This window comes from Geothrix fermentans DSM 14018, from assembly GCF_000428885.1.
Lineage (GTDB): Bacteria > Acidobacteriota > Holophagae > Holophagales > Holophagaceae > Geothrix > Geothrix fermentans.
Genome location: NZ_AUAU01000008.1, coordinates 116452 through 139934, shown reverse-complemented (window position 1 = coordinate 139934; position 23483 = coordinate 116452). Strand labels below are relative to the sequence as shown.

Below are 23483 nucleotides of genomic sequence, written 5' to 3'. Positions count from 1 at the left end.
CGGACTAGCGCCGCCCGGAGGCGAGCGAGTAGGCGCGGATCCGGTGCTCCCGCATCTCGAAGATCCAGGTGTCGGTCCAGATGCCGTCGGTCCGCACGGTGACGCGGGCGTGGACGGCGCCCTGGATGACGCGGAGGGCGCCGATCTCCACGCGGAGGCCCGGGTGCTTCTGGAAGGTGGTTTGGAAGAAGGCCCGGATCTCCGGCTTGGACAGCTCCCGGCCTGAGCCCCGGAAGACCGCGTCCGCGGTGAGGAAGCGCATCATCCCGTCCAGGTCTCTGCGCCCGTAGGCCTCGAGGAACCCCAGCACGGCCCGGGTGTCGGCCGTGTCCGGGGCATCCGGGGCGAGGGCTGCCGGGCGGCAGGCGAGCAGGAGCGCCAGGACCGGGATCGTGAGGAGGAGCCGCGTGGGGCGTTTCATGAGTCACCCCCGGGGGACGCTGGGGAATGCTAGCGCCCGAAGGTGATGCTGTAGGTCAGTGGTTTGGGTAGCTTGCCGCTCTTGATGGTGGCGGTGAGCGTGAGGGTCTTGCCGTCCGGGCCCAGCCGGAAGACGTTGGTGCGTTCGCCCTCCTCGTTCTTGAAGGTCTGGATGAGCCGGTCCTTCTCCACCTGGGCGGCCACCATGAACTTCTCGCCGTCTTCGCGGGTCCAGGGCGTGGCCTTGCCGGCGGCGGCCATGAGGATGGGGGCCCGGTCATCCAGCTTCACGGCGACGCCCTTGTCGGTGATGGTGATGGTGACCTTCTTGTAGGCCGGGTTCAGCTTCGCCAGACGCCCCCGGGCGATGGGCCGCTTGATGAAGTTCATGTCCTTCACCGTGGCGTCGATGGCCGCGGCGATGTCATCGGCCCTGGTCTGGGTCCAGGTGCCGGAGAGGGGCGACTCCTGGGCCGCCAGGGACAGCGCCGCGAGTACAGGGACAACGAACAGACGGGCCGATCGCATGGTGCCTCCGATGGATGGGATGAGTGGTCCCACCATAGCACTCCGTGCGCAGAAATGGCCCCATCGGGGCCATTTCTGCGAAAGGCAAAGTCTCACCCGATGGTCGCCACCATGACCGCCTTGATGGTGTGCATGCGGTTCTCGGCCTCGTCGAAGACCACGCTGTGGCGGCTGCGGAACACCTCGTCGGTGACCTCGCGGATGTCGTGGCCCAGGGCCTTCTGCTCCTTGGCCAGCTTGGTCTCGAAGTCGTGGAAGGCCGGCAGGCAGTGGAGGAACTTCACATCGGGGTTGCCGGTCTTTTGGACCATCTCCATGGTGACCTTGTAGGGCGTGAGCAGCTTCACGCGCTGGGGGATCTGGTCCTCCTCGCCCATGCTGGCCCAGACGTCGGTGTAGAGCACGTCAGCGCCCTTCACGGCGGCGGCCACATCATCGGTCACCTCGATGGTGGCGCCGGTCTCCTCGGCGGCCTTGCGGGCGGCGGCCAGGACGGCCGGATCCGGGGCCAGTTCTTTCGGCCCCAGGGCCACCATGTGCATGCCGGTCTTGGCGGCGCCGTACATCAGGGCGTAGCTCATGTTGTTGCGGATGTCGCCGCAGAAGACCAGCTTCACCTTGTTCAGGGGCTTGGCCACGTGCTCCTCGATGGTGAGGAAGTCCGCCAGGATCTGGGTGGGGTGGTCGGTATCCGTGAGGCCGTTCCACACGGGCACGCCGCTGTGCTTGGCCAGGGCCTCCACGACCTCCTGCTTGTAGCCGCGGTACTCGATGCCGTCGTAGAAGCGGCCCAGCACTTTGGCGCTGTCCTCGATGGATTCCTTCTTCCCCACCTGGGAGCTGGCGGAATCGAGGAAGGTGACGTGGGCGCCCTCCTCCAGGGCTCCGACCTCGAAGGCGCAGCGGGTGCGGGTGCTGGTCTTCTCGAAGAGCAGCACGATGTTCTTGCCCTTCAGCGCCTCGCCGTGGAGGCCCATGCGCTTCTTGGCCTTCAGGTCCCGGGAGAGGTCCAGGAGGTAGCGCACCTCCAGGGGGGTGAAGTCCATGAGGGTGAGAAAGCTGCGTCCCTTGAGGTTGACGGCCATGGGGGTCCTCCCGATCCGATTCAAAGGCCTAGGGTATCGCCGTGCCCGGATTCCAGCGATTTGAAAGGGCGGTCACGGGTTCTCTTTGACACAGTGTCGTAATGGACCGGGCGGTAGACCTTGGAATACGCCCTCCCCCCGTCCGCGACTTGGCCGTATAGTCAGGGCCACGATCCCAGAACCCATCCTCAGCCGAGCCCGGGAGGCATGCATGCGACCACTCGCCCAGTTGATCCAAGGCAAGAAGGCCCTGGTGTCGGTGGGGCCCGACGACACGGTGTTCACGGCCCTGACGCTATTGGCCCAGCATGACATCGGCGCCCTGCTGGTGCTGGAGGGCGGGCGGCTGGTGGGGATCTTCTCGGAGCGGGACTATGCCCGGAAGATCATCCTCAAGGGCAAGACCTCGAAGGACACGCTCGTGCGGGAGATCATGAGCGAGCGCGTGAGCTGCGTGACTCTGGACGAGACCGTGGAGGAATGCATGGCCCTCATGACGGGCAAGCACATCCGCCACCTGCCGGTGCTGGGGGAGGACAACGAGGTGCTGGGCATCCTCTCCATCGGCGACCTGGTGAAAGAGACCATTTCCGACCAGCAGTTCACCATCGACCAGCTGGTGCACTACATCCACACCTGAGCCCATCCGGGACCGGAGCGGCTCAGCTCCGGGCCCGCTCCTGGACCTTGCTGTGCCGGTACGAACCCAGCAGGAGGTTGGGCCCTCCCGTGGGGATGCCCGCCTCCAGGGGCTCAGCGCCGTAGTAGAACTCGTGCTGCATGTAGGCCAACTGGTGGCCGGCGAGCTCAGGAAAGCTGCGGAGCACGGCGAAGGCCAGATGGATGAGGGCCTCGGTGGTCTGGTACTGGGTGAGGGATACCCGGTCCAGCAGGAGGTGGTCCTCGTACCGGTTCATGGGGCGGGAGTAGAAGATGGTCCGCCCGTTGAAGGAGATGTCGGTGCCGTCCGTGGCGATGGCGTAGGTCTTGCCCTTGTCCGAGACCTCGAACTTGAAGGCGGTCCCCTTCCGGAAGGCGGCCATCAGGCTCTGGAACTTGGGGTGGCTCAGGTAGGCGGACCCGTAGTTGACCTTCTTGGCCACGGGCTTCACTTCCCGGGCCGTGGGGCCGTACATCATGCGGTTGTAGCGCATGAGCTCCTGGCGCTGCTCCGGCGTCTGCTTCTTCGGCTTGTCCTTCTTGGGCGCTTTATCGGGCTGGGAGGTCATGGGGATCCTTGTCGCTCACCGTGGATTGAGGCCATTGTCGCATGGGGCCTGCGTCCGCGGGCGCGGGGGGATCCGGTCAGCCCTTGGCCTTGAGGGATTCGCGCCAGGCCAGGATGAGCTTGGCCTCCTGCTCGGCTGCGGGCCCGGCGAGGCGGGTGCGGCCCTTCTCCACCTTCTCCTGGATCTTGTACCAGGCGAGGGTGTCCCTCACGGTCTCGAAGGCGGGGCGGAAGCGCAGGCCGGCCTTCACGGCGCGGTCGTTGCGCCAGGTGTGGAAGCCCTTGGTCTCGCCCGCGTAGGGGGCCCAGATGGGGAACTCGATGTCCTTCTGCTTCGCCAGGAAGTCCGTGGGGATCCAGACGGGCTTGGCGTTCGCGTTCCCGGCCTTCTGGAAGGCCTCCACCAGGCTGCCCCAGGCGAGGCGCTTCTCGGGACCGCAGGCGTTGAAGGTGCCCGTGGTGCCCCGCTCAACCAGGTGCACCAGCCAGGCCGCCAGGTCGCGGACATCGATGATCTCCACCGGGTCGGAGGCAGAACCGGGCACGGCGAGCTCGCCGCCCCGGTCGAAGCGCACGGGCCAGTAGGTGAAGCGGCCCGTGGGATCGTCGGGACCCACGATGTAGCCGGGGCGGATCACCGCGGTCCGGCCGGGCAGGGCCTTCTGGGCGGCCTGCTCGCACAGGGCCTTGAGGCCGCCGTAGTTCTGGTATTCCTTCCCCATCTCCTCCACCGCGGGGTCGGCGAGCGTGGCCAGGGGCGCGTCCTCGGTGCCGTTCTCGGGGTTGGGCTCCTTGTAGGCGCTGATGCTGGAGATGATCAGGTACTGCTTCACCCGCGGGGCCAGCAGGCCCGCGGAGGCGGCCACCATGCGCGGGTAGTAGGCGCTGTTGTCGATGACGGCGTCCCAGCTACCCGACTCGAGCGCCTTCAGGCCCTCGCCCTTCTTAGGGTCGCGGTCGCCGTGCAGCTTCTCCACGCCCGGGAAGAGGTCGGGGCGCGTCTTCCCGCGATTGAACATGGTCACGTGGTGGCCGCGGCTCTGGGCGATCTCGATGGTGGCGGGGCCCAGGAAGCCCGTGCCGCCGAGGATGAGGATCTTCTTCGGCGCGGTCTTGGCGGGGGCGGCGGACAGGTCCAGGCCGGTGGCGGCCAGGGCCGAGGCAGCGGCGGACCACTGGAGGAACTCACGGCGGGAGACGGTCATGAAAACCTCCGGCGGGAAGGATGGGCTAGATGCATCGTGAATCGATATATACTCCCTCCATTCGCTCCCGCAACATCTTTTCCGGAGTCCCATGACGCCCGCCCGCCTGTTTCGTCGCCTGGTGCTGCTGGAGGAGGGGGAGGCCCGGGCCTTGGCCTGGTCGGTCCTGTACTTCTTCCTGCTGCTCTTCGGCTACTACCTGCTGCGACCCGTGCGCGAGACCATGGGCATCGCCCGGGGAGCCGACAAGCTGCCCTGGCTCATGACGGGCACCCTCCTGGCCATGGCCCTGGCCAACCCGGCCTTCGCGGCCCTGGTGTCGAGGCTGCCGCGCCGGCGCTTCATCCCCTGGGCCTACCGCTTCTTCGCCCTCAACATGCTGGTCTTCTTCCTGGCCTTCCGCCTGCTGCCGAACCACGGCGGCGTCGCGCTCGGCTACGCCTTCTACATCTGGCTCAGCGTCTTCAACCTCTTCGTGGTGTCCGTGTTCTGGGGCCTCATGTCGGATGTGTGGTCCGGGGCCCAGGGCAGGCGTCTCTTCGGCGTCATCGCCATGGGGGGGAGCTTGGGTGCGATCGCCGGGGCGGGGGTGACCGGGGCCCTCACGAAGGGCCTCACCCTGGGCGGCCTCCATCTGAAGGTGGATCCCCTCTCGCTGCTGCTGCTCTCGGCGCTGACGCTGGAGCTGGCCGTGCAGTGCGTGAAGCGCCTGGCTTCCCTCTTCCGGCTGGGTGACGCCGCCCAGGCCGCGCGGGAGCCGGGGCCGGGCCTGCTGGCGGGCCTGCGCCTCATTGCGACCTCCCGCTACCTCCAGCTCATCTGCGCCTACATCCTGCTCTTCACCATCACCAGCACCTTCCTCTACCTGGAGCAGGGCGCCATCGTGGCACGGACCTTCAGTGGCACGGCGGCGCGCACGGCGGCCTTCGCCCGCATCGACCTGTGGGTGAACGTGCTCACCCTGGCCACCCAGGTGTTCCTCACGGGCCGCCTCATCACGGCCTTGGGCGTCCCCGTGGTGCTGTCCATCCTGCCTCTGCTGAGCCTGGCAGGCTTCGGCGCCCTGTGGGCCTGGCCCACCTTCGGCGTCATGGCCCTCTTCCAGGTGCTCCGCCGGGGCCTGCACTACGCCGTGGACCGGCCCGCGCGGGAGATTCTCTACATCCCCCTGGGCCCCGAGGAACGCTACAAATCAAAACCCTTCATCGACACCTTCATCTACCGCGGCGGCGATCTGCTGGGCGTGTGGGCGCCCACGGCCTTCGCCGCCCTGGCCGTCCCCGTGGGGCTGGCGGCGGTGGGATGCTCGGGCCTGTGGCTGGGCGGCAGCGTCGCTCTGGGCCGGCGCGTGAGGGATTCCGGTTGACTTTCCTCCATCTTCCAGGATGATGTCGGACATGGTTCGAGTGTCTGGACAGTTCTCCGGTGTCTCGCGGATCTCCGCGATGGGTACCACCCTGTCCAACCTGATGACCACCACCAACGGTACCATTACGCACCCGGTCCAGCGCGGCGCCTGACCTGACCCTTCCTTCAGATTCGGCCCCGCGCACCCCGCGGGGCTTTCTGTTTTTAACCCGACGGAGCCCCCATGCAGCCCACCCCCATCCGCGTCATGAAATTCGGCGGCACCAGCGTCGCCGGCGCTGGGCGCCTGCGTGCCGTGGCAGACCTGGTGGCCGCCGCCCGGGCCACCCACCGCGTCTGCGTGGTGGCCTCGGCCATGGCCGGGGTGACGAACCTGCTGGTGAACGAGGGGCGCGTGCCGGACCCCGCCGCCGCCGACCGGCTCATGGACAACTTCCGGGACCTCCATGCGGAGGTGGTGGAGGCCCTGGCGGAGGAGCTGGGCGCCAGCGCGGCCCCGCTGCGCGGGGAGCTGGGCGAGCTGGAGGCCCTGGGCCGCCGCCTGCTCCATGGCATGGCCCTGCTGGAGGAGGGACCGCCCGCGGTGCGGGCCCAGGTGTCCAGCCTGGGTGAGCGGGCCTCCTGCGCCATCCTGGTGGGCCTGCTGGCGGCCCGGGGGCTTGAGCCCCGCTACCTGGATCCCGTGGCCCACGTCCGCGTGGAGGGCGACCCCCTCCAGGCCCGGCCCTGCCTGGCGGAGACGGAGCGGAGCTTCGCCGCCGTGAAGGCCGGCGCGGGCGACCTCTGGGTGCTGCCGGGCTTCTTCGGCGGCGATGCCCAGGGGCGCATCCTCTCCCTGGGCCGGGGCGGCTCCGACCACAGCGCGGCCCTCGCCGCCGCGGCCCTGGATGCGGACCTGCTGGAGATCTGGACGGACGTGGACGGTCTCTACAGCGCCGACCCCCGTCTGGTGCCCGAGGCCTTCCCGCTGCCGGAGGCCAGCTTCGAGGAAGCCATGGAGCTCTCCTTCTTCGGCGCCAAGGTGCTCCATCCCAAGACCATCCCTCCCGTGCGCGAGCGGGGCATCCCCGTGCGGGTGTGCAGCGCCTTCGATCCCGCCCACCCCGGCACGGTGATCCGCGAGGCGGTGCCGCCCCCCCCCAGCGGCGTGCGGGGCATCTCCTTCCTCCGGGGCCTCTCGGTGGTGAATCTCACGGGGCCGGGCATGCTGGGCGTGCCCGGCATCGCGGGGCGCGTGTTCGGCGCCCTGGCGCGCAAGGGCATCTCGGTGGTGCTCATCACGCAGAGCTCCTCGGAGCTGTCCATCTGCTTCGCCGTGCGCCAGGCGGACGGCCCCGGCGCCGTGGCGGCCATCCAGGAGGCCTTCCCCGCGGAGTTGGCGGCGGGCTTCCTGGATCCCCTGGACCTGCGCGACGGCCTCTCCGTCCTCAGCATCGTGGGAGACGGCATGCGCACCCGCGCGGGCGTGGCGGGCACCTTCTTCGACGCCCTGGCCGAGGTGGGCTGCAACGTGGTGGCCATCGCCCAGGGGGCCAGCGAGCGCATCATCTCCGCCGTGGTGGAGGAGGCGGAGGGCGCCCGGGCCGTGCCGCACATCCACCGCCGCTTCTTCCAGACCCAGGTGGTGGTGGACGTGCACCTCCTTGGCGCGGGCAACGTGGGCGGCAGCCTGCTGGGCCAGATCCACCGGCAGCAGGCCAAGCTGGCGGCCCAGGGGCTGGACCTGCGGGTGGCCACCGTCGCCACCAGCCGCCGCATGCGCCTGGACGCCAAGGGTCTGGACCTGGACCACTGGCGCGAGGACCTGGCCCAGGGGGAGGCCATGGACCTGGACCGCCTGATGGCGGTCGTCCGCAACGGGCCGCCCGCCCTGTCTGTCTTGGTGGACTGCACCACCAGCGGCGAGCTGGCCTCGCGCTACCCCGATCTCTTCGACGCGGGCTTCCACGTGGTGACGGCGAACAAGAAGGCCAACAGCGCCTCCCAGGCCTTCTACCGCGAGCTGCGGGAGCGGTCCTCGAAGAAGGGCCTGCGCTTCCTCTACGAGGCCAACGTGGGCGCGGGCCTGCCCATCATCGACACCGTGAAGAACCTGGTGCTCACCGGCGACCGCGTGCTGCGGGCCGAGGGCATCCTCTCGGGCTCCATGTCGTACATCCTGGGCCTCCTGGGAGATGGCGTGCCCCTATCCGAGGCCGTGCGCTCCGCCAAGGAGAGCGGCTTCACGGAGCCCGATCCCCGCGACGACCTCAGCGGCATGGACGTGGCGCGCAAGCTCCTCATCCTGGCCCGGGAGCTGGGCATGGAGCTGGAGCTGTCGGACGTGGTGGTGGAGGGGCTCCTGCCGCCCGAGTTCGACGCCAGCGGCGACATCCCCGCCTTCCTGGCCCGGCTGCCGGAGCTGGACGGCCCCTTCCGCGAGCGGCTGACCGCCCTCAAGGCCGAAGGGAAGACTCTGCGCTACGTGGGGAGCCTTTCGGACAGCGGCTGTCGCGTCGGGCTCCTGCCCGTGGACGGGGAGCATCCCTTCATGGCCATCAAGGGCGGCGAGAACGCCCTGGCTCTGCTCACGGAGCGCTACCAGCCCCACCCGATGGTGATCCGCGGCTACGGCGCCGGCGCCGAGGTCACGGCGGCGGGCGTGCTGGCGGACGTGCTGCGCCTGGTGCCCCCGGGCGCGCGCCCCTCGCGGCGGAGGCCCGCATGATGGAGCGGGACCTTCTTCCGGGGAGCGTGACCGCCTACGCTCCCGCCAGCATCGGCAACTTCGCCGCGGGCTTCGACCTGCTGGGCGCGGCCCTCGCCCCCCTGGACGGCAGCCTCCTCGGCGACCTCGTGCATGCGGCGCCGGCCTCCGAGCCTTCCTTCAATCTGGAAGGGCCCTTCGCCGAGGCCCTGGCGGGCGACACGCGGCCCAACCTCGTCCAGCGGGCCGCAGACCTCTACCGCGAGGCCCTGAAGGCCCTGGGACGCCCGGCCGGCCCCTTCGCCCTGCGGCTGGAGAAGCGGCTGCCCGTGGCCAGCGGCCTGGGCTCCAGCGCCAGCTCCGTCGTGGCGACCCTGGCGGCGCTCCAGGCCCTCTGCGGCGATCCCCTGGGCGTCCCTGAGCTGCTGGAGCTGGCGGGCCGGGCCGAGGGCTCCACCAGCGGCGGCATCCACCTGGACAACGTGGCGCCCTCCCTCCTCGGCGGCCTGCAGCTCACGGTGCCGGGCCGGGACGGGAAGCCCGCGGCCCGGCGCCTGCCCTGGCCGGCGGACCTGCTGCTGGTGGTGGTCCACCCGGACCACCAGCTGCCCACGGCCCAGAGCCGGGCGGCCCTGCCCGCGCGTCCGGCCTGGGCCGAGACCGTGGACTTCGCCGGCAACCTCGCGGGCTTCGTGCACGCGCTGCACACGGGCGACTGGACCCTCCTGGCCCGCTGCCTGCGCGATCCCCTGGTGGAGGCCCACCGCGCCCCCCTGGTGCCGGGCTTCCGCGCCGCCCAGGCCGGGGCCCTGGCCGCCGGCGCCCTGGGCTGCACGCTGTCTGGATCCGGCCCCTCGATCTTCGCCGTGGCCGGGGACGAGGCGGATGCGGGCCTCGTGGCTGCGGCCCTCCAGCGGGGCTTCGCCGGGGCCGGCCTCGCCAGCCGGGCCTGGATCTGCGCCCTGGACCTGGAAGGCGCCCGCCTCCTCTCGCCCGTGCCCCGCCCCCTCTTCCTCGAGGCCCAGCCATGAAGCTCGCCAGTACCCGGAATCCCGCCTGCACCGCCACCTTCCTGGAGGCCGCCCGCATGGGTCTCGCGCCGGACGGCGGCCTCTTCGCCCCCGTGGCGATCCCCCGCTTCGCCGATGCGGCGGACCTGCTGAAGCTCGACTTCCTCCCCCGCTCCACGGAGATCCTCCACCGCTTCCTGGGCGACGAGCTGTCCCGGCCGGAGGTGGAGGACCTGGCCCGCTCGGCCTTCACCTTCCCTGCGCCCCTGGTGTCCGTGCGGCCCGGCCTCGCCGCCCTGGAGCTCTTCCACGGGCCCACGCTGGCCTTCAAGGACTTCGGCGCCCGCTTCCTGGCCCGGGTGCTGGCCCTGGACACGGGGAAGCCGCGCACGGTGCTGACGGCCACTTCCGGCGACACCGGTGCCGCTGTGGCCAGCGCCTTCCTGGGGCTGCCGGGCATTCGCGTGGTGGTGCTCTACCCCGCGGGCCGCGTGTCGCCCCTGCAGGAGCGCCAGTTCGCCACCTGCGGGGGCAACGTGCTGGCCCTGGCGGTGGACGGCGCCTTCGACGACTGCCAGCGCCTGGTGAAGGGAGCCTTCGAGGATCCGGAGCTGGTGGGGGGCCTGGGCCTCACATCCGCCAACAGCATCAACATCGCGCGCCTGCTGGCCCAGCTGCTGTACTACTACGAGGCCGCGGCCCAGGCCCAGGGCCACGGATCGCTGGTGGTGGCCGTGCCCAGCGGCAACTTCGGCAACCTCTACGCGGGCCTGCTGGCCCAGGCCACGGGCGCGCCCATCCACCGCTTCGTGGTGGCCACCAACGCCAACCGCGTGGTGCCGGACTACCTCGACACCGGCGAGTACCGCCCCCGGCCCTCGGTGGCCACCCTCTCCAACGCCATGGACGTGGGCGCCCCCAGCAACTGGGAGCGCATCCACGCCCTCTTCCACGGCGACCACGACGCCATGGCCGCCGCTTTGCGCTGGGGTAGCCGCAGCGACGCGGAGACACGGGAGACCGTCCTTGAGCTGGACCGCGCAGGCTACCTGGCGGATCCCCACGGCGCCGTGGCCTGCGGCGTGCTCCAGAACCATCTGCGCGACGGTGAGCAGGGCGTCTTCCTCGCCACCGCCCACCCCGCCAAGTTCAAGGAGTCCCTGGAGCCCACCCTGGGCCGCGAGATTCCGCTGCCCAAGGCCCTCAGCGGCCTGCTGGAGAAGCCCCTGCTCTGCGAGCCCCTGGCCGCGGACCAGGCGGCCCTCAAGCGGCGGCTGAGCTGAACTCCGCCCTGACCTCTGCGCGCTGCCGGATCACTTGGCCTGGAGGCCCTCGATGTGCCGGGCCAGGTTGGCCACGCGCATGCGGACGACCGGCTCCTGGCTGCTGTTCAAGCTGCGGAAGACGGGTCCCCACACGGGCATGTCCTGGAGGCCGTGGGTGTCGGCGCTCTCTTCGCCGCGGATGACCTGGGACACGTGCTCTCTGGGGAAGGTGCCCTTGCTCCGCTGGCTCAGGGTCGTGAGGTCGGGGACGGGATGCTTCAGGTGGGCCGCCACTGGCCCGTTGCCCAGGCCCTTGGCTCCGTGGCAGCTGGCGCAGTAGGCCAGGTACATCTCGGACCCCGAGGCGGGTGAGGTGTAGCGCGCGGGGACGTTTCGGACGGCGGGATCCTGGGCCAGCACGGGCAGGGCGAGGGTGGCGGCGCAGATGAGTGAGGCGGCGCGGAAGGACATGGGCTTCTCCTGGAATGGGACAGAACAAGGACACCCCTGCCTTTTCAGGGCCGGGGAAACGCTCGGCTGCAGCCACCTCGTGGCCCAGCTCAGGCCTGAAGGTAGCTCGCGGCTTGTTTCAAACAAGACCTTTAGATCATGTTCGACGGAAAGGACCGCCGTACCCCGAGTCGGGTTCACAAAGCGTCAAGGCTGATGCCTCACCAGAGGGCGTAGGGGACCTCCCGATGCCACTGGCCCCCTGGGAGGGCGTGGCGCGTGATCTCGTTGGAGGCCAGGTCGAAGGTGTAGGCCTGCCGGAAGGGCTTGAACCGGCTCACGCAGTAGAGGCGGAGGAACCGGGCCTGGGCCACCGCCGCCCCGCGCATCAGGGTCCAGGTTGCATCGAAGCAGGCCGCGTGGATCAGCACTTGCTCTCCCAGGGCGGGCTCCTGATCCACCAGCCGGTACTGGGGATCGTCGAGGATGGCCTGGAGCACCTGCGCGTAGGGGCGGGTGGCCTTCAAGGCTTCGTGGTCCTCCGCGGCCTGCTTGACCTGGCTGCGGCCCGCCTCGGTGTCCGCCAGGGTGGTGAACCAGAGGTTCCCGAGCCAGCCGAAGAGCCGGAGGTCCGCCAGGCTGCGCCAGAGCAGGCCCAGGCCGCGCTCCGGCTCCACTACGCTGAAGGAGGGTTCAGATCCCATCGGCGATGAGCACGGCCGGGGTGAAGGGCAGGTCCCTGGCTTCGGCCGGGGTCTTCATGCCCCAGAGGGCCAGTCGCCCGGCATAGGGCTGCCAGAGGCGGGGCTGGGCCTTCACGGCCTTCAGGGGCGGGTGGAACCACAGGGCCTCCGGCAGGTCCGCCAGTTCCTCCGAGCCGAGGTCCATGGCCTCGTCCGTCTCCCACAGGAAGCCGCAGCGGGCGCTCTCGCAGGCAGCCCAGAGCTGCAGCACCTCGCTGTGCTCGAAGCTGCTGAAGAGCACGCGGTTCAGGGCCTCGGCGGCCTCCACCGTGGCCAGGGCCTGCTGCCAGCCTGGCTCGCCCTTGAGCTCCACGTTGATGAGCTTGGCGGGCAGTTCCAGCGCGTCCGCCAGGCGGGGCAGAGGCTCGCCGTTCTTCAGGGCGGGCAGCTCCGCGGCCTTCAGCTTCCGCAGGATCCCGGAGCCGTTGGCCGTGCGGGCCAGGTCGTCGTCGTGGAGGATGGCGCAGACGCCGTCGCGGGTGGGCTGCACGTCCAGCTCGAAGCCGTCCATGCCCGCCGCCAGCGCCGCGCGGAAGGCCTCCATGGAGTTCTCCAGGTGCTTGGATGAGAGCCCGCGGTGGCCGAGGATCAGGGGTCGGGTGGCGGTCATGGCGGCTCCGGAGGACGGACCCAGCATAGCGCCGAAGGTCAGATCACCTTGCCCGGGTTGAAGATGCCGCTGGGGTCCAGGGCCCGCTTGAGGGCACGCAGGGCCTGGATCTGGCCCGGGTCGGACAGCGCCAGGAAGGCGTCGCGCTTGGACAGGCCGATGCCATGCTCGCCGCTGAGGGTGCCGCCCAGGGACAGGGCCAGGCGGAAGAGGTCCAGGAGCTGGCCTTCCAGCTTCGCGGGATCGGCCTCGCCGGCCCCCAGGAGGTTCACGTGCAGGTTGCCGTCGCCCAGGTGGCCGTAGGTCACGCTGGGGATGGCCAGGCGCTCCAGCCCCGCGAAGAACTCGCGCAGGCGGCTGCGGGGCACGACGATGTCCTCGCTCACCTTCTTCGGGTGGCGCTCCTTGAGGAAGGAACTGGTCATGCGGCGCACGGCCCAGATGCCGGCCCGTTGCCGCGCATCCGAGGCGATCTCCAGGTGTTCGGCCACCGGACCCAGCAGGTCCATGAGGCCTTCGAGAAAGGCGGAGGAGGTGCAGCCGCGGTCATCGAACTCTAGGATGGCCAGGGCCTCGCCGGGCAGGCGCCGGGCCTCCTCGGGGCCGTGGGCGCGCAGCTCCGCCAGCACGGCGGGATCGAAGAACTCGAAGGCGCTGGGCAGGTAGCCTGATGCCGCCAGCCGGCCCGGCAGGTCCAGCAGGTCCTCCCAGCGCGCCACGGGCAGCAGCAGGGTGGCGTGCTCCCGGGGCAGGGGGGTGAGGCGCAGGGTGGCGCCCAGGATGAAGCCGAAGATGCCCTCGCTGCCGATGAGCAGCTGGCCCAGGGCCGGGCCCGCGTTGGCCTTCACGCTGGAGATGCCGAAGGTGTGGATCTCGCCGTCCTCCAGCAGGGCGTCCACGGAGAGCACCCAGTGGCGGGTCATGCCGTACTTGCAGGCGTTGGGGCCTCCCGCGTTGGTGGCCAGAGTGCCGCCCAGGGCGCAGCTCTCCCAGGAGTTGGGATCCGGCGGGTAGAAGAGGCCCTCGGTCGAGGCCGCGGCCTTCACCTCGCGCAGGGGGGCGCTGGCGGGGGCGCTGAGGCAGAGGTCCTGGGGCGAGAGGCGGATCTCGCCGCGCCAGGCGGAGAAGTCCACCACCACGGCCCGTCTGTCCGCGGGCACGCAGCCGCCGGCCTTGCCCGTGCCCGCGCCCCGGGGCACGAGGCCGAAGCCCTCGGCCTTGGCCAGGCGCACCAGCTCCTTGAGGGCCGCGGGACCCCGCGGGAGCGCCACAGCCAGGGGAAGCTCCCCCTGGACATGGGATTCGTCCCGGCGGTAGGGCTCCAGGGCCTCCGGATCCGTGAGGACCGTGGCGTCGGGGAGGGTCCAGGACCGGGCCATGTTCCCGCCGGGCTCAGTGCACCAGGGTGCCCACGGGCTCGCCGTTCACGGCGGCCACCAGGTTGCCGGGCTTGTGCATGTCGAAGACGAGGATGGGCAGCCGGTTCTCCATGCAGAGCGCGATGGCTGGGGCGTCCATGACCTTGAGGCCCTTCTCCAGCACTTCCTGGAACGTGATGTCGTCGAAGCGGGTGGCGGTGGCGTCCTTCTTGGGGTCGGCGGTGTAGATGCCGTCCACGTTGGTGGCCTTCATCACCACGTCCGCGGAGATCTCGTTGCCGCGCAGGGCCGCGGCGGTGTCCGTGCTGAAGTAGGGGTTGCCGGTGCCCGCGCCGAAGATCACCACGCGACCCTTCTCCAGGTGGCGGGTGGCGCGGCGCCGGATGTAGCTCTCGGCCACCTTGGGCATCTCCAGGCCCGAGAGGGTGCGGGTGTGCACGCCCTTGTGCTCCAGGGCGTCCTGGAGGGCCAAGGCGTTGATCATGGTGGCCAGCATGCCCATGTGGTCGGCGGTGGTGCGGTCCATGCCCTTGGTGGCGCCCGCCACGCCGCGGAAGATGTTGCCGCCGCCGATGACGAGGCCCACCTCCACGCCCAGCTCCCGGATGGCCTTCACCTGATCGGCGATCATGTTGACCACCGCCGGGTCGATGCCCCCCTTCTGCTCGCCCATGAGGGCCTCGCCGGAGAGTTTGAGGAGGATGCGCTTGAATTTCATCGGGGCTCCATCTGAATGCTGTTCTCACCTACAAAAAGGGCGGCCAGATGGCCGCCCTTTTTGTAGCAGGTAAAACGCTACTTGGCGGCGGCGACTTCCGCGGCGAAGTTCTCGCTGCGCTTCTCGAGGCCCTCGCCCATGATGTACTTCGTGAAGCGGCGGACGCTCAGCTTCTCGCCGATCTCCGCGGTCTTCTGGGACAGGTACTGCTGCACCGTGAGGTCGGGGTTCATGATGAAGGGCTGCTCCAGGAGGCAGACCTCCTTGAAGATGCTGTTCATCTTGCCCTCGACGATGCGCTCGACGATGTTCTGGGGCTTGCCGGTGGCCAGGGCCTGCTCCATGGCGATGCGCTTCTCGGTGTCGAGGAAGTCCTGGGTGACTTCCTCCTTGGTGACGAACCGGGGCGCGGGATCGGCGGCGGCGATGTGCATGGCGATCTCCTTCACCATGCGCTGGAAGGCCTCGTTGCGGGCCACGAAGTCGGTCTCGGCGTTGACTTCCACCAGGACGCCCACGCGGCCGCCGGGGTGGATGTAGGCCTCGACGATGCCCTCGGCGGCGATGCGGTCGGCCTTCTTGGCGGAGGCGGCCAGGCCCTTCTTGCGGAGCCACTCGACGGCCTGCTCCATGTCGCCGTTGTTCTCCTCCAGGGCCTTCTTGCAGTCCATCATGCCGAGGCCGGTCTTCTCGCGCAGGTTCTTCACGTCATTGGCGGTGAATGCCATGTCATCTCCTCATAAGTTCGAACTTGAAAAACACTCGCCGAGGGGCGCAGAGGAAAAGGAGGCCGCAGAGGAACAGATCCGTGTCCTTCTCTGCGACCTCCGCTGTCTCCGCATCCTCTGCGAGTGTGGTTGTCCTTAGCCTTCGACTTCCATCTTCTCGGCCATCATCTTCTTCATCTCGTCGCTGTCGCCCTTGTCGCGGAAGGACTGGCGGCCCTCGAGGATGGAGTCGGCCACGCGCTCGGAGAAGAGCAGGATGGAGCGGATGGCGTCGTCATTGGCGGGGATCACGTAGTCCACCATGTCGGGGTCGCAGTTGGTGTCCACGATGCCCACGACCTTGATGCCGAGCTTCTTGGCCTCGGTGACGGCGATGTCCTCGCGGTGCGGGTCGATGACGAAGATGACCTCGGGCAGCGAGCGCATGTCGCGGATGCCGTGGAAGGAGGCCTCCAGCTTCAGGCGGGTGCGGTTGAGGGTCAGCAGCTCCTTCTTGGAGAGCATGGCCGTGCGGGCGGGATCGGCCAGGGTGGCCTCGATCTCGCGGAACTTCTCCAGGCTCTTCTTGATGGTGGCGAAGTTGGTCAGCATGCCGCCCAGCCAGCGGTTGTTGACGTAGAAGGCGCCGCAGCGGGCGGCCTGCTCGGCGATGAGCTCCTGGGCCTGGGGCTTGGTGGCCACGAAGAGGAAGTTCTTCCCCTCGCTGGCGGCCTTGGTCAGGAAGTTGGCCGCGGTGTTCCAGAGGCGCAGGGTCTTCTGGAGGTCGATGATGTAGATGCTGTTGCGGGCCCCGAAGATGTACTTCTTCATCTTGGGGTTCCAGCGCTTGGTCTGGTGTCCGAAGTGGGCACCGGCCTCGAGGAGTTCCTTCATCTGGATGGCAGCCATGCTGGCCTCCCTGGTCAAGCGGCGTGGGTGAAGGTGCCGCGGGTGGGATGGAAGGCTCGGGGTTGGATCCCTTCGCCCGAATCGTCCGCAGATGCGGACCGGAGAAACAGAAGGGGGAACCGGATGGCTCCCCCTTCCAGAGAACGATTAGCGCTTGCTGAACTGGAACCGGCGACGTGCAGCCTTGCGACCGGGCTTCTTGCGCTCCTTCATGCGGGGGTCGCGGGTCAGGAGGCCGGCGCCGCGCAGGAGGGACTTGAGCTGCTCGTTGTAGCCCAGCAGGGCGCGGGAGATGCCCATGCGGATGGCCGAGGCCTGGCCGGCGGGGCCGCCGCCGGTGACGCTGATGACCATGTCGAACTTGCCGTCGAGGTCGGCCAGCACCAGGGGCTGGTGGACCATCATGCGGAGCACGGCGTTCGGGAAGTAGCTCTCGAGGCTGCGCCCGTTGACGGTGATCTTGCCGGTGCCGGGACGGAGGAAGGCGCGGGCGGCCGCACTCTTGCGGCGACCGGTTCCGTAGTTCTGGGAAATGGCCATGGGTTCCTCGCCTCTACTTCTGGATGGTCAGGATCTGGGGCTGCTGGGCGGCCTGCTCGTGCTCGGGGCCGGCGTAGACCTTGAGCTTGCGGTACATCGCCCGGCCGAGGGGGCCCTTGGGCAGCATGCCCTTGACCGCGCTCTCGATGATGCGCTCGGGGAAGGTGCCCTTCATCACCTCGGCCTTGACCTCCTTCATGGAGCCGGGCTGGGTGGTGGTGCGGCGGTAGAACTTCTGCACGCCCTTCTTGCCGGTCAGCACCGCCTTCTCGGCGTTGATGACGATGACGTGGTCGCCGGTGTCGAGGAAGGGGGTCCAGGTCGGCTTGTTCTTGCCGGAGAGGACGTCCGCGACGGCGGTGCTCAGGCGGCCCACGGGAATGCCGGTGGCATCCACCAGGAACCACTGGCGCTTCAGATCATTGGCTTTCGGGAAGTACGTGCTCATGGCCTGCTCCGGGATCACGGTCGGGCTGCGGAGACACCACCCCAGGGGAGGCGAGTCCACAGAAGGGAAAGCTTATCGTTGAGGGGACGCGGGGTCAAGCCGGGATTTCAGGCCTGGGGCTCCGCCAACCGCCACAGCTCCTGCGCGATGCGCGAGGCGCCCAGGCCGTCCACGAGGGCCATGCCGTCGCGCACCTGCTCCTGGCGGTTGTCCTGGCCCTCGGGGCCCAGCCACTGGGCCAGGGCCTCCCGCACGATGCCCAGGTCCGCCTCGGGGCCCACACCCAGGTCGAAGCAGCCGTTGGCCATGGCCAAGTCCGCCAGGATGGTGTGCTGCCGGTCGTTCTGGCCCCAGACCGCCGCGGGGACGCCCACGCACAGGGCCTCGGCCAGGGTCACCCCGGCTGAGCACCAGAGGGCGTCGTGCTCCGGGATGCGCCGGGTGAGGCCCGGGAGGCTCTTCACCACCGTGCAGCCGGGGAAGGGGTCGCCCTGGATGCCGTTGGGGGCCAGCAGCGTGCAGGCGCCGTGCCAGCGGTCCTCGGCCACCAGGCGGGCCAGGGTGTCGAAGGCCTTCTGCGCCAGGTTGGGGCCATCGCTGCCGCCGAAGGTGACCAGCAGCTTGTGGACGGCCAGGGGCTGGAGGGGCACCCGCTTGGGCCGCAGCTCCAGGGCGGCCTTGTCCACCACGATGAAGTTGGACCCGCGCACCACGCGGCAGGCGCCGGAGGTCGTCTCGTAGGGCCGCACCTTGCGTCCGTCCACCACCTTCACGGGGTGGTCCGGCCAGCGCACGCCCTCCAGGAAGGGCTGGAAGAGCAGATCCGCCGTCTCGTGGGCCTCGGTGTCATCCTCCATCACCGCCACCTTCAGGGGCCGCAGGGCCGCGAGGAAGGCGGTGCTGGTGTCCCACTGGTCCACGAGCACCACCGCGGCGCGGGCCTTCAGCTCCGCCGGCAGGGGAGCGTGGAGGGGCTCGCCGAGGTAGGTGGCTTCACAGGGCAGAGCCTGGTCCAGGAAGGGATGGCGGCCGCCGCCCACACGCCGGGCGCGATCGTCTCCCGAAGCGGCGATGCAGGCCGTGCCGCCGAGGGCGCGCCAGGCCTCCTCGAGCGCCAGGGCCCTGGCCACGTGCCCCAACCCGAGGCGCAGATCGGCGTGGACGCGGAGGATCAGCAGGGGGGACATGATCCCGAGAGTCTAGCCCAGCCTGTCAACCCGCGGGAGGGACGATCTTCCAGATCGCGCCGCCTTCTGGAAAACCCCGTCTTCTGGGAAGCTGGATGCATCCCCATTGGAGACTCCCATGTCCGACGCCTTCCCGACGTCCGCGCTGATCCCTGCACCCGGCGCCAAGGCCGCCAAGGTCTGCGGCATCCTCGCCATCGTCTCCGCCCTCACCTGCGTGGGCATCCCCGTGGCCATCGTCCTGGGCATCGTGGCCCTGGTGCAGCAGGCCAAGGCCAAGCGCCTGGCCAAGACCGATCCGCAGACCTTCGCGCCCGTGCCGTCGACGGGGCTCGTGACGGGGATCATCGGGCTGGTGCTCCCGGTGGTGATGCTGCCCTTCGTGGGCATCGTCAGCGCCATCGCCATCCCGGCCCTGCTGGTCCAGCGGGAGCGGGCCCGGGAGCTCGCCGTCCAGCGCAACCTCGACCAGGTCCACGCCCGGGCCGAGGCCGCGGTGCTCGCCTGGCAGAGCCGGAACCCGGGCCAGCCGGCGCCGCAGGAGGCCATCATCGGCGAGCTGCTGAAGGACCCCCTCCTGCAGGGCCTGAAGAACCCGGTGGATCCGAAGGCGGCGGCGCTCGAGGCCGGCCAGGCCGGCGCCGCCGGGACGGTCATGGTCTACGCGGGCCGCGAGGAGGATGCGGGCGTCACCACCTGGTCCATCAAGCTCCAGGCGCGGGTCCGCCGGGGGGGGGAGGATCACCTTCTCGAGCGCGAGGTGGTCACCCACACCCAGGAGCAGGTGCAGGGCCGCACCGAGGATGGCTGGGAGGTGGTGAACCCGCCCGCTGACATGCCTGCCGCCGGGAACTGAGGCTCACGGGAAGGGGTGCCCCTCCGCGAAGCCCGATCTGGGCTCCGGAATGGCCGGGGCCTCCGCCACGGGCCAGCCGTCGGCGAAGTAGGCCTCCTTGTAGCGCACGTAGCGGGTCCAGACGCTGGCCACGAGCTCCCGCTGCTTGTCGCTGAGAGGACCCTTCACCGTGGCGGGCCAGCCCGCCACCAGGCTGTGGGGCGGGGCCTGGAAGCCCTCGCGCACCAGGCTCCCCGCGGCCACGAGGCAGCCCTCGCCGATCTCGGCGCCGTCCATGATGGTGGTGCTCATGCCGATGAGGGCGCCCTTGCGGATGGTGCAGCCGTGCAGCATCACGTGGTGGGCGATGCTCACCTCCTCCTCGATGAGCAGGGGCCACTTCCCGTTGGTGACGTGCAGGCAGCTGGCGTCCTGGATGTTGGTGCGGGCGCCGATGCGGATCCAGTTCACGTCCCCGCGGACGATGCAGTTGAACCAGAGGCTGGCGTCGTCGCCCACCTCCACATCGCCCAGCACCAGCGCGTTGTCCGGAATGAAGACGCGATGCCCGAGCCGGGGAACCATGCCTTGGAAGGGGCGGATCATGCGGACCTCAGACATTCGGGGTTGTGGGATCGGGGGCCAAGGAAATTGATAAGCGGAGGTTTGCAGAGTAACGGAGGAAAGCGGAGGATGAACCCCCTTTGGAAAGCCGTTTTCTCCGCTCCCCTCCGCCTTTCCGTGGACCTCCGCTTCCATCCTGTTTTTTCGTGAGCAGGCGTGCCGCATGAGGTTTTCGGCCTGGCCCGATGGTGGTCCATCATCCAATGGAGAGCAGTCCCAGCTTCACCGCCCCGAGACCCAGGGAGCCCACGATCAGCCACAGGAGAAGGCCCTGGAGGAAGGGCCGCAGGCCCACGCTGCGCAGGGCCTCGCGGCTGAGGCCCGCGCCGATGAGGAAGAGGGTGAGCACCAGCGCCCGGCGGGCGGCCAGGGCCACGTAGTGCCCGGGTACCTGCAGGGCGGGCACGAAGGTGACGAGCGCGGCCATGGCCAGGAAGCCGGCGATGAACCAGGGCTTCTTCACGGCCGGCGCGTCCGCGGCGGCGGGCTCGCGGCGGGCCAGGGCCCAGCCGAGGCCGAGGGTGAGGGGCACGATCCACAGGGCGCGCGCCAGCTTCACGGTGGTGGCCACCTCCAGCGCCCGGGGACCGTAGGCCAGCCCGGCGCCCACCACGGAGCTGGTGTCGTGGATGGCCAGGGCCGACCAGAGGCCGAAGGCGTCCTGGCCCAGGCCCGTGGCGTGGCCGAGGGGCGGGAAGACCACCAGGGCCGCCGAGTTCAGCAGGAACACCGTGGCCAGCGCGATGGAGATGGCCTGCTCCCGGGCGCGCACCACCGGCGCCACGGCGGCGATGGCGCTGCCGCCGCAGATGGCCGTGCCCACGGAGATGAGCAGGCCGGCTTCGCGGTCCACCTTCAGGACCCGCGCCAGCCAGAGGCCCAGGGTCAGCACCAGGACCAGGCTCAGGGCCGTGTAGCCCAGGCCGTGGAGGCCCGCCTTCGCCACGGCCCGCAGGTCCATGTCGGCGCCCAGGCCGATGACGGCCAGGGGCAACAGGCGGTGGGTCCAGGCCCGGGTGAGCGCCGCCCGGGGGTTTCCCACAGTGAGGGCAAGGACCGCGCCTCCCACCAGCGCCGCCGCCGCGGGCGTGAAGGGGGCCAGGGCCAGTAGGGTGCCGAGGAGCAGGAGGGCGGAGGCGGATCGTTCCATGGAATCCGAGGCTAGACCTAAACTATCCAAAAAAATAATCGATACTATGAATAGGACATCATCAAAACAAATGGAGGCCTTTTGCTCCGGGACCTGGATCCGCGCCGCCTCGAGACCTTCCGCGTGGTGGCCCAGGCGGGCCAGGTCTCTGGCGCCGCCCGGGCCCTGAACCTGTCCCAGCCCGCCGTGACGGCCCAGATCCGGCAGCTGGAGGCGGACCTGGGGCGGCCCCTCTTCACGCGCCACGTCTCGGGGATGCAACTCACGGAGAGCGGCCGGGTGCTGCTGGACTACGCCCGCCGCGTCCACCGCCTGCTGGAGGAGGCGGGGGAGCGGGTCCGGGCGGACGCGCCAGCCGGAGGGGCGCTGCGGGTGGGCGCGAGCACCACGGCGGCCGCCTACATCCTGCCCCCGCTGCTGCGGGCCTTCCTGGCCGGGCGCCCGGCCTCGCCCCTGGGCCTGGACGTGGGCAACACCGACGAGGTGCTGGCCTGGGTGAAGGAGGGGCGGATCCCCCTGGCCCTGGTGGAGGGGCTCACCCGGGCGCCGGGCCTGTCCCTGCAGCCCTACCTGCGCGACGAGTTGGTGGCCGTCCGTCCGGCCCGCGGGCCGGGGGCGCTGGCTTCGGTGCGGACCGCCGTGGACCTGGCGGCGGTGCCCCTGATCTGGCGGGAGCCGGGATCCGGGACGCGGGTGGTGGTGGAGCGGGCCCTGCGCCGGGCGCGGGTGGTCCGGTCCCCGCGGGACACGGATCCGGTGGTGGGGGACACGGAGGCCATCAAGGCCTGCGTCCTCCAGGGGCTGGGCATCGGCTTCCTCTCCCGGTGGAGCATCCAGCGGGAGCTGGGGCGGGGGGACCTGGTGGTGATTTCCCTGCCGGACCTGAGCATCCCGCGCATCTTCTCCTGGGCCCAGGCCGGCGGCGGGCTGTCGGGGCCAGCCGCGGCCTTCCTGCGCCACGCCCTGGCGCATCCTCCTGCGCCATCCGGGGGGCCGGGACGGTAGGCTAGAGCATGACCGATCAGCTCATCCCCACCCGCCGCGACTTCCCGGCGGACGATCCCATCTTCGCCCTGAACGCCGAAGCCCAGGCCCGCCAGGCCGCCGGGGAATCCATCCTCAACGCCACCGTGGGCGTCCTGCTGGACGAGGCCGGGCAGCTGGTGGTGCATGACACAGTGATGGATCTGTGGCGTGGCCTGGGCGCCATGGACGTGGCCCCCTACGCGCCCATCGCCGGAGATCCCGCCTTCCTCAAGGCCCTGGTGCAGCGGTACTGGCCCGCCCTCGAAAGCGCGGGCTGCGCCTGCGCCACGCCGGGCGGCAGCGGGGCCCTCTCCCTCTCCCTGCGGAACTTCCTGGAGCCCGGCCAGGCCCTGCTCACCACCGCGCCCTACTGGGGCCCCTACGCCACCATGGCGGGCGAGAACGGCATGCGGGTGGAAACCGCCCCCTGGCCCGCCGCAGGGCAGGCGCTGGACGCGGAGGCTTGGGACCGGGCGCTTCGGAATCTGATGAAGGCCCAGGGCCGCGTCATGGTCTGGCTCAATGAGCCCTGCCACAACCCCTCGGGACGCAGCCTGTCCACCGCGGACCGGGCGGCGCTCATGGGTCGGCTGCGGGACGCGTCGGCCCTGGGGCCCGTCACCCTCCTGCTGGACCTGGCCTACCTGGACTACACGCGGGAACCGGCGGCCGTGGCCGAGGCCCTGAAGGACTACGCGACGCTGGGCGCCGAGGGCCGCGTGCTGGTGGGGGCCGCCATGTCCCTCTCCAAGGCCCTGACCCTCTACGGCGGGCGCGGCGGCGCGCTGGCCTTCCCCTGGTCCGGCGATCCGGCCCTGCAGGCGGCCCTGACCCAGTCCAGCCGGGGCACCTGGTCCAACTGCCCCCGGGCCCCCCAGGCCCTGCTCCTGCGCCTGGCGCGGGACGGCAAGGCCCAGGCGCGGCTGGCGGCGGAGCACCGCCACTGGTCCGAGGTGCTGGCTGCGCGCGCCCAGGACCTGGACACGGCCCTGGAGGCCGAGGGCATGGCGGCCTTCCGCTGGACGGGAGGGTTCTTCGTCACGGCCCCTGCCGCGGATCCCGAAGCGGCCTGCGAGGCCCTGAAGGCCGAGGGTGTGTTCACGGTGCCGCTGCCGGAGGGGCTGCGCGTGGGCCTGTGCTCCATGCGCAGGGACGAGGCCCCCCGGCTCGCCCGGGCGCTGCGGAAGGTGGCCGCCCGCTGATCCGGGCTTGGAATCGGACCGGCCCTGAGGTATTCTGGTCGACCGCGGGCGTATAACTCAGCGGTAGAGTGCTACCTTCACACGGTAGAAGTCCCAGGTTCGAATCCTGGTACGCCCACCAAAACCCCTCGTCTCCGCGAGGGGTTTTTGGAGTCCGGAC

The 23483-nt window shown here is 70.1% G+C and carries 25 protein-coding genes and 1 tRNA gene; 9 read left to right on the top strand and 17 right to left on the bottom strand.

Annotation, left to right across the window (positions count from 1 at the left end; translation table 11 throughout):
* Nucleotides 1-4 precede the first annotated feature (4 nt).
* The 3 genes from G398_RS15925 to argF all read right to left on the bottom strand — a co-directional run bounded on the left by G398_RS15925 (nucleotide 5) and on the right by argF (nucleotide 2033).
* Nucleotides 5-421 carry a nuclear transport factor 2 family protein gene (locus G398_RS15925; RefSeq protein WP_043483341.1) on the bottom strand — a complete coding sequence of 139 codons (417 nt, stop codon included), beginning with the start codon at nucleotides 419-421 and terminating at the stop codon, nucleotides 5-7.
* 29 nt (nucleotides 422-450) lie between these two features.
* Entirely contained in the window at nucleotides 451-948 is a 498-nt protein-coding gene (locus G398_RS0103395; RefSeq protein ID WP_026852550.1) for a hypothetical protein, read from the bottom strand.
* Between the two features lie 92 nt (nucleotides 949-1040).
* On the bottom strand, nucleotides 1041-2033 hold the full coding sequence (gene argF, locus G398_RS0103390) for an ornithine carbamoyltransferase (RefSeq protein ID WP_026852549.1): 993 nt from the start codon (nucleotides 2031-2033) through the stop codon (nucleotides 1041-1043).
* A 211-nt stretch (nucleotides 2034-2244) separates the two neighbouring features.
* On the opposite strand from argF, the gene G398_RS0103385 reads away from it, so the two are divergent.
* Nucleotides 2245-2673 (top strand): CBS domain-containing protein, encoded by a 429-nt coding sequence (locus G398_RS0103385; protein WP_026852548.1) that lies wholly within the window; start codon nucleotides 2245-2247, stop codon nucleotides 2671-2673.
* 22 nt (nucleotides 2674-2695) lie between these two features.
* Here the strand turns inward: G398_RS0103385 and G398_RS0103380 are convergent, their stop codons facing one another.
* Both G398_RS0103380 and G398_RS0103375 read right to left on the bottom strand, forming a co-directional pair.
* Entirely contained in the window at nucleotides 2696-3262 is a 567-nt protein-coding gene (locus G398_RS0103380) for a hypothetical protein (RefSeq protein WP_026852547.1), read from the bottom strand.
* A 76-nt stretch (nucleotides 3263-3338) separates the two neighbouring features.
* Nucleotides 3339-4466: an NAD-dependent epimerase/dehydratase family protein gene (locus tag G398_RS0103375; RefSeq protein ID WP_026852546.1), complete on the bottom strand. Its 1128-nt coding sequence runs from the start codon at nucleotides 4464-4466 to the stop codon at nucleotides 3339-3341.
* A gap of 91 nt (nucleotides 4467-4557) precedes the next feature.
* On the opposite strand from G398_RS0103375, the gene G398_RS15920 reads away from it, so the two are divergent.
* The 4 genes from G398_RS15920 (at nucleotide 4558) to thrC (ending at nucleotide 10813) form a co-directional block, all read left to right on the top strand.
* Nucleotides 4558-5832: an NTP/NDP exchange transporter gene (locus G398_RS15920; protein WP_052571302.1), complete on the top strand. Its 1275-nt coding sequence runs from the start codon at nucleotides 4558-4560 to the stop codon at nucleotides 5830-5832.
* A 225-nt stretch (nucleotides 5833-6057) separates the two neighbouring features.
* Nucleotides 6058-8541: a bifunctional aspartate kinase/homoserine dehydrogenase I gene (gene thrA / locus G398_RS0103360; RefSeq protein WP_211229033.1), complete on the top strand. Its 2484-nt coding sequence runs from the start codon at nucleotides 6058-6060 to the stop codon at nucleotides 8539-8541.
* Complete coding sequence (locus G398_RS15915; RefSeq protein ID WP_052571300.1) at nucleotides 8538-9551, top strand: homoserine kinase; 1014 nt, start codon at nucleotides 8538-8540, stop codon at nucleotides 9549-9551. The genes thrA and G398_RS15915 overlap by 4 nt, the downstream gene beginning before the upstream one ends.
* Nucleotides 9548-10813, top strand: coding sequence for a threonine synthase (gene thrC, locus G398_RS0103350; RefSeq protein WP_026852544.1), 1266 nt, complete (start codon nucleotides 9548-9550; stop codon nucleotides 10811-10813). Before G398_RS15915 ends, thrC begins: the two co-directional genes overlap by 4 nt.
* A gap of 30 nt (nucleotides 10814-10843) precedes the next feature.
* On the opposite strand, the gene G398_RS15910 is transcribed toward thrC, so the two are convergent.
* The 10 genes from G398_RS15910 to G398_RS0103300 all read right to left on the bottom strand — a co-directional run bounded on the left by G398_RS15910 (nucleotide 10844) and on the right by G398_RS0103300 (nucleotide 18486).
* The gene (locus tag G398_RS15910; protein WP_052571298.1) at nucleotides 10844-11266 is read right to left on the bottom strand and encodes a c-type cytochrome; all 423 of its coding nucleotides are present in this window, start codon (nucleotides 11264-11266) and stop codon (nucleotides 10844-10846) included.
* A gap of 200 nt (nucleotides 11267-11466) precedes the next feature.
* A complete protein-coding gene (locus tag G398_RS0103340) occupies nucleotides 11467-11949 on the bottom strand; it encodes a hypothetical protein (protein WP_157492265.1) in 483 nt (160 codons plus the stop codon).
* The gene (locus tag G398_RS19200) at nucleotides 11939-12598 is read right to left on the bottom strand and encodes a glycerophosphodiester phosphodiesterase (protein WP_052571296.1); all 660 of its coding nucleotides are present in this window, start codon (nucleotides 12596-12598) and stop codon (nucleotides 11939-11941) included. The genes G398_RS0103340 and G398_RS19200 overlap by 11 nt, the downstream gene beginning before the upstream one ends.
* Before the next feature lie 38 nt (nucleotides 12599-12636).
* Entirely contained in the window at nucleotides 12637-13977 is a 1341-nt protein-coding gene (locus G398_RS15900) for an FAD-binding oxidoreductase (protein WP_052571294.1), read from the bottom strand.
* Nucleotides 13978-13990: 13 nt separating this feature from the next.
* Nucleotides 13991-14695, bottom strand: coding sequence for a UMP kinase (pyrH, locus tag G398_RS0103325; RefSeq protein ID WP_026852542.1), 705 nt, complete (start codon nucleotides 14693-14695; stop codon nucleotides 13991-13993).
* 77 nt (nucleotides 14696-14772) lie between these two features.
* Entirely contained in the window at nucleotides 14773-15423 is a 651-nt protein-coding gene (gene tsf, locus G398_RS0103320; RefSeq protein ID WP_026852541.1) for a translation elongation factor Ts, read from the bottom strand.
* A 135-nt stretch (nucleotides 15424-15558) separates the two neighbouring features.
* Nucleotides 15559-16311 (bottom strand): 30S ribosomal protein S2, encoded by a 753-nt coding sequence (rpsB, locus tag G398_RS0103315; RefSeq protein ID WP_026852540.1) that lies wholly within the window; start codon nucleotides 16309-16311, stop codon nucleotides 15559-15561.
* A 147-nt stretch (nucleotides 16312-16458) separates the two neighbouring features.
* Nucleotides 16459-16851, bottom strand: a complete 393-nt coding sequence (rpsI, locus tag G398_RS0103310; RefSeq protein ID WP_026852539.1) for a 30S ribosomal protein S9 — start codon at nucleotides 16849-16851, stop codon at nucleotides 16459-16461.
* Nucleotides 16852-16864: 13 nt separating this feature from the next.
* Complete coding sequence (rplM, locus tag G398_RS0103305; protein WP_026852538.1) at nucleotides 16865-17299, bottom strand: 50S ribosomal protein L13; 435 nt, start codon at nucleotides 17297-17299, stop codon at nucleotides 16865-16867.
* 107 nt (nucleotides 17300-17406) lie between these two features.
* Entirely contained in the window at nucleotides 17407-18486 is a 1080-nt protein-coding gene (locus G398_RS0103300; RefSeq protein WP_026852537.1) for a hypothetical protein, read from the bottom strand.
* Between the two features lie 118 nt (nucleotides 18487-18604).
* Here G398_RS0103300 and G398_RS0103295 point away from each other — a divergent pair, with 118 nt between their 5' ends.
* Nucleotides 18605-19342 (top strand): DUF4190 domain-containing protein, encoded by a 738-nt coding sequence (locus G398_RS0103295; RefSeq protein ID WP_026852536.1) that lies wholly within the window; start codon nucleotides 18605-18607, stop codon nucleotides 19340-19342.
* A gap of 3 nt (nucleotides 19343-19345) precedes the next feature.
* Here the strand turns inward: G398_RS0103295 and G398_RS15895 are convergent, their stop codons facing one another.
* Both G398_RS15895 and G398_RS0103285 read right to left on the bottom strand, forming a co-directional pair.
* A complete protein-coding gene (locus G398_RS15895) occupies nucleotides 19346-19927 on the bottom strand; it encodes a gamma carbonic anhydrase family protein (RefSeq protein WP_084511931.1) in 582 nt (193 codons plus the stop codon).
* Nucleotides 19928-20141: 214 nt separating this feature from the next.
* Nucleotides 20142-21095 (bottom strand): YeiH family protein, encoded by a 954-nt coding sequence (locus tag G398_RS0103285; protein ID WP_026852535.1) that lies wholly within the window; start codon nucleotides 21093-21095, stop codon nucleotides 20142-20144.
* A gap of 81 nt (nucleotides 21096-21176) precedes the next feature.
* On the opposite strand from G398_RS0103285, the gene G398_RS0103280 reads away from it, so the two are divergent.
* From G398_RS0103280 to G398_RS0103270, 3 genes are all read left to right on the top strand, one after another.
* The gene (locus tag G398_RS0103280; RefSeq protein ID WP_084511929.1) at nucleotides 21177-22100 is read left to right on the top strand and encodes a LysR family transcriptional regulator; all 924 of its coding nucleotides are present in this window, start codon (nucleotides 21177-21179) and stop codon (nucleotides 22098-22100) included.
* A gap of 8 nt (nucleotides 22101-22108) precedes the next feature.
* Nucleotides 22109-23323, top strand: a complete 1215-nt coding sequence (locus G398_RS0103275) for a pyridoxal phosphate-dependent aminotransferase (RefSeq protein ID WP_026852533.1) — start codon at nucleotides 22109-22111, stop codon at nucleotides 23321-23323.
* A gap of 46 nt (nucleotides 23324-23369) precedes the next feature.
* Nucleotides 23370-23444: transfer RNA gene (locus tag G398_RS0103270), tRNA-Val, on the top strand.
* Nucleotides 23445-23483 lie beyond the last annotated feature (39 nt).

What these genes read in the sequence shown, in the direction of transcription:
- tsf (WP_026852541.1), bottom strand. Translation starts at nt 15,423, where the DNA reads ATGGCATTCACCGCCAATGACGTGAAGAACCTGCGCGAGAAGACCGGC.
- G398_RS15915 (WP_052571300.1), top strand. Translation starts at nt 8,538, where the DNA reads ATGATGGAGCGGGACCTTCTTCCGGGGAGCGTGACCGCCTACGCTCCC.
- G398_RS0103295 (WP_026852536.1), top strand. Translation starts at nt 18,605, where the DNA reads ATGTCCGACGCCTTCCCGACGTCCGCGCTGATCCCTGCACCCGGCGCC.
- G398_RS0103340 (WP_157492265.1), bottom strand. Translation starts at nt 11,949, where the DNA reads ATGGGATCTGAACCCTCCTTCAGCGTAGTGGAGCCGGAGCGCGGCCTG.
- argF (WP_026852549.1), bottom strand. Translation starts at nt 2,033, where the DNA reads ATGGCCGTCAACCTCAAGGGACGCAGCTTTCTCACCCTCATGGACTTC.
- G398_RS0103385 (WP_026852548.1), top strand. Translation starts at nt 2,245, where the DNA reads ATGCGACCACTCGCCCAGTTGATCCAAGGCAAGAAGGCCCTGGTGTCG.
- pyrH (WP_026852542.1), bottom strand. Translation starts at nt 14,695, where the DNA reads ATGAAATTCAAGCGCATCCTCCTCAAACTCTCCGGCGAGGCCCTCATG.
- G398_RS15920 (WP_052571302.1), top strand. Translation starts at nt 4,558, where the DNA reads ATGACGCCCGCCCGCCTGTTTCGTCGCCTGGTGCTGCTGGAGGAGGGG.
- G398_RS19200 (WP_052571296.1), bottom strand. Translation starts at nt 12,598, where the DNA reads ATGACCGCCACCCGACCCCTGATCCTCGGCCACCGCGGGCTCTCATCC.
- G398_RS0103275 (WP_026852533.1), top strand. Translation starts at nt 22,109, where the DNA reads ATGACCGATCAGCTCATCCCCACCCGCCGCGACTTCCCGGCGGACGAT.
- G398_RS0103395 (WP_026852550.1), bottom strand. Translation starts at nt 948, where the DNA reads ATGCGATCGGCCCGTCTGTTCGTTGTCCCTGTACTCGCGGCGCTGTCC.
- G398_RS0103300 (WP_026852537.1), bottom strand. Translation starts at nt 18,486, where the DNA reads ATGTCCCCCCTGCTGATCCTCCGCGTCCACGCCGATCTGCGCCTCGGG.
- rplM (WP_026852538.1), bottom strand. Translation starts at nt 17,299, where the DNA reads ATGAGCACGTACTTCCCGAAAGCCAATGATCTGAAGCGCCAGTGGTTC.
- thrC (WP_026852544.1), top strand. Translation starts at nt 9,548, where the DNA reads ATGAAGCTCGCCAGTACCCGGAATCCCGCCTGCACCGCCACCTTCCTG.
- G398_RS15925 (WP_043483341.1), bottom strand. Translation starts at nt 421, where the DNA reads ATGAAACGCCCCACGCGGCTCCTCCTCACGATCCCGGTCCTGGCGCTC.
- G398_RS15900 (WP_052571294.1), bottom strand. Translation starts at nt 13,977, where the DNA reads ATGGCCCGGTCCTGGACCCTCCCCGACGCCACGGTCCTCACGGATCCG.
- G398_RS15895 (WP_084511931.1), bottom strand. Translation starts at nt 19,927, where the DNA reads ATGATCCGCCCCTTCCAAGGCATGGTTCCCCGGCTCGGGCATCGCGTC.
- G398_RS0103285 (WP_026852535.1), bottom strand. Translation starts at nt 21,095, where the DNA reads ATGGAACGATCCGCCTCCGCCCTCCTGCTCCTCGGCACCCTACTGGCC.
- G398_RS15910 (WP_052571298.1), bottom strand. Translation starts at nt 11,266, where the DNA reads ATGTCCTTCCGCGCCGCCTCACTCATCTGCGCCGCCACCCTCGCCCTG.
- rpsI (WP_026852539.1), bottom strand. Translation starts at nt 16,851, where the DNA reads ATGGCCATTTCCCAGAACTACGGAACCGGTCGCCGCAAGAGTGCGGCC.
- G398_RS0103380 (WP_026852547.1), bottom strand. Translation starts at nt 3,262, where the DNA reads ATGACCTCCCAGCCCGATAAAGCGCCCAAGAAGGACAAGCCGAAGAAG.
- rpsB (WP_026852540.1), bottom strand. Translation starts at nt 16,311, where the DNA reads ATGGCTGCCATCCAGATGAAGGAACTCCTCGAGGCCGGTGCCCACTTC.
- thrA (WP_211229033.1), top strand. Translation starts at nt 6,058, where the DNA reads ATGCAGCCCACCCCCATCCGCGTCATGAAATTCGGCGGCACCAGCGTC.
- G398_RS0103375 (WP_026852546.1), bottom strand. Translation starts at nt 4,466, where the DNA reads ATGACCGTCTCCCGCCGTGAGTTCCTCCAGTGGTCCGCCGCTGCCTCG.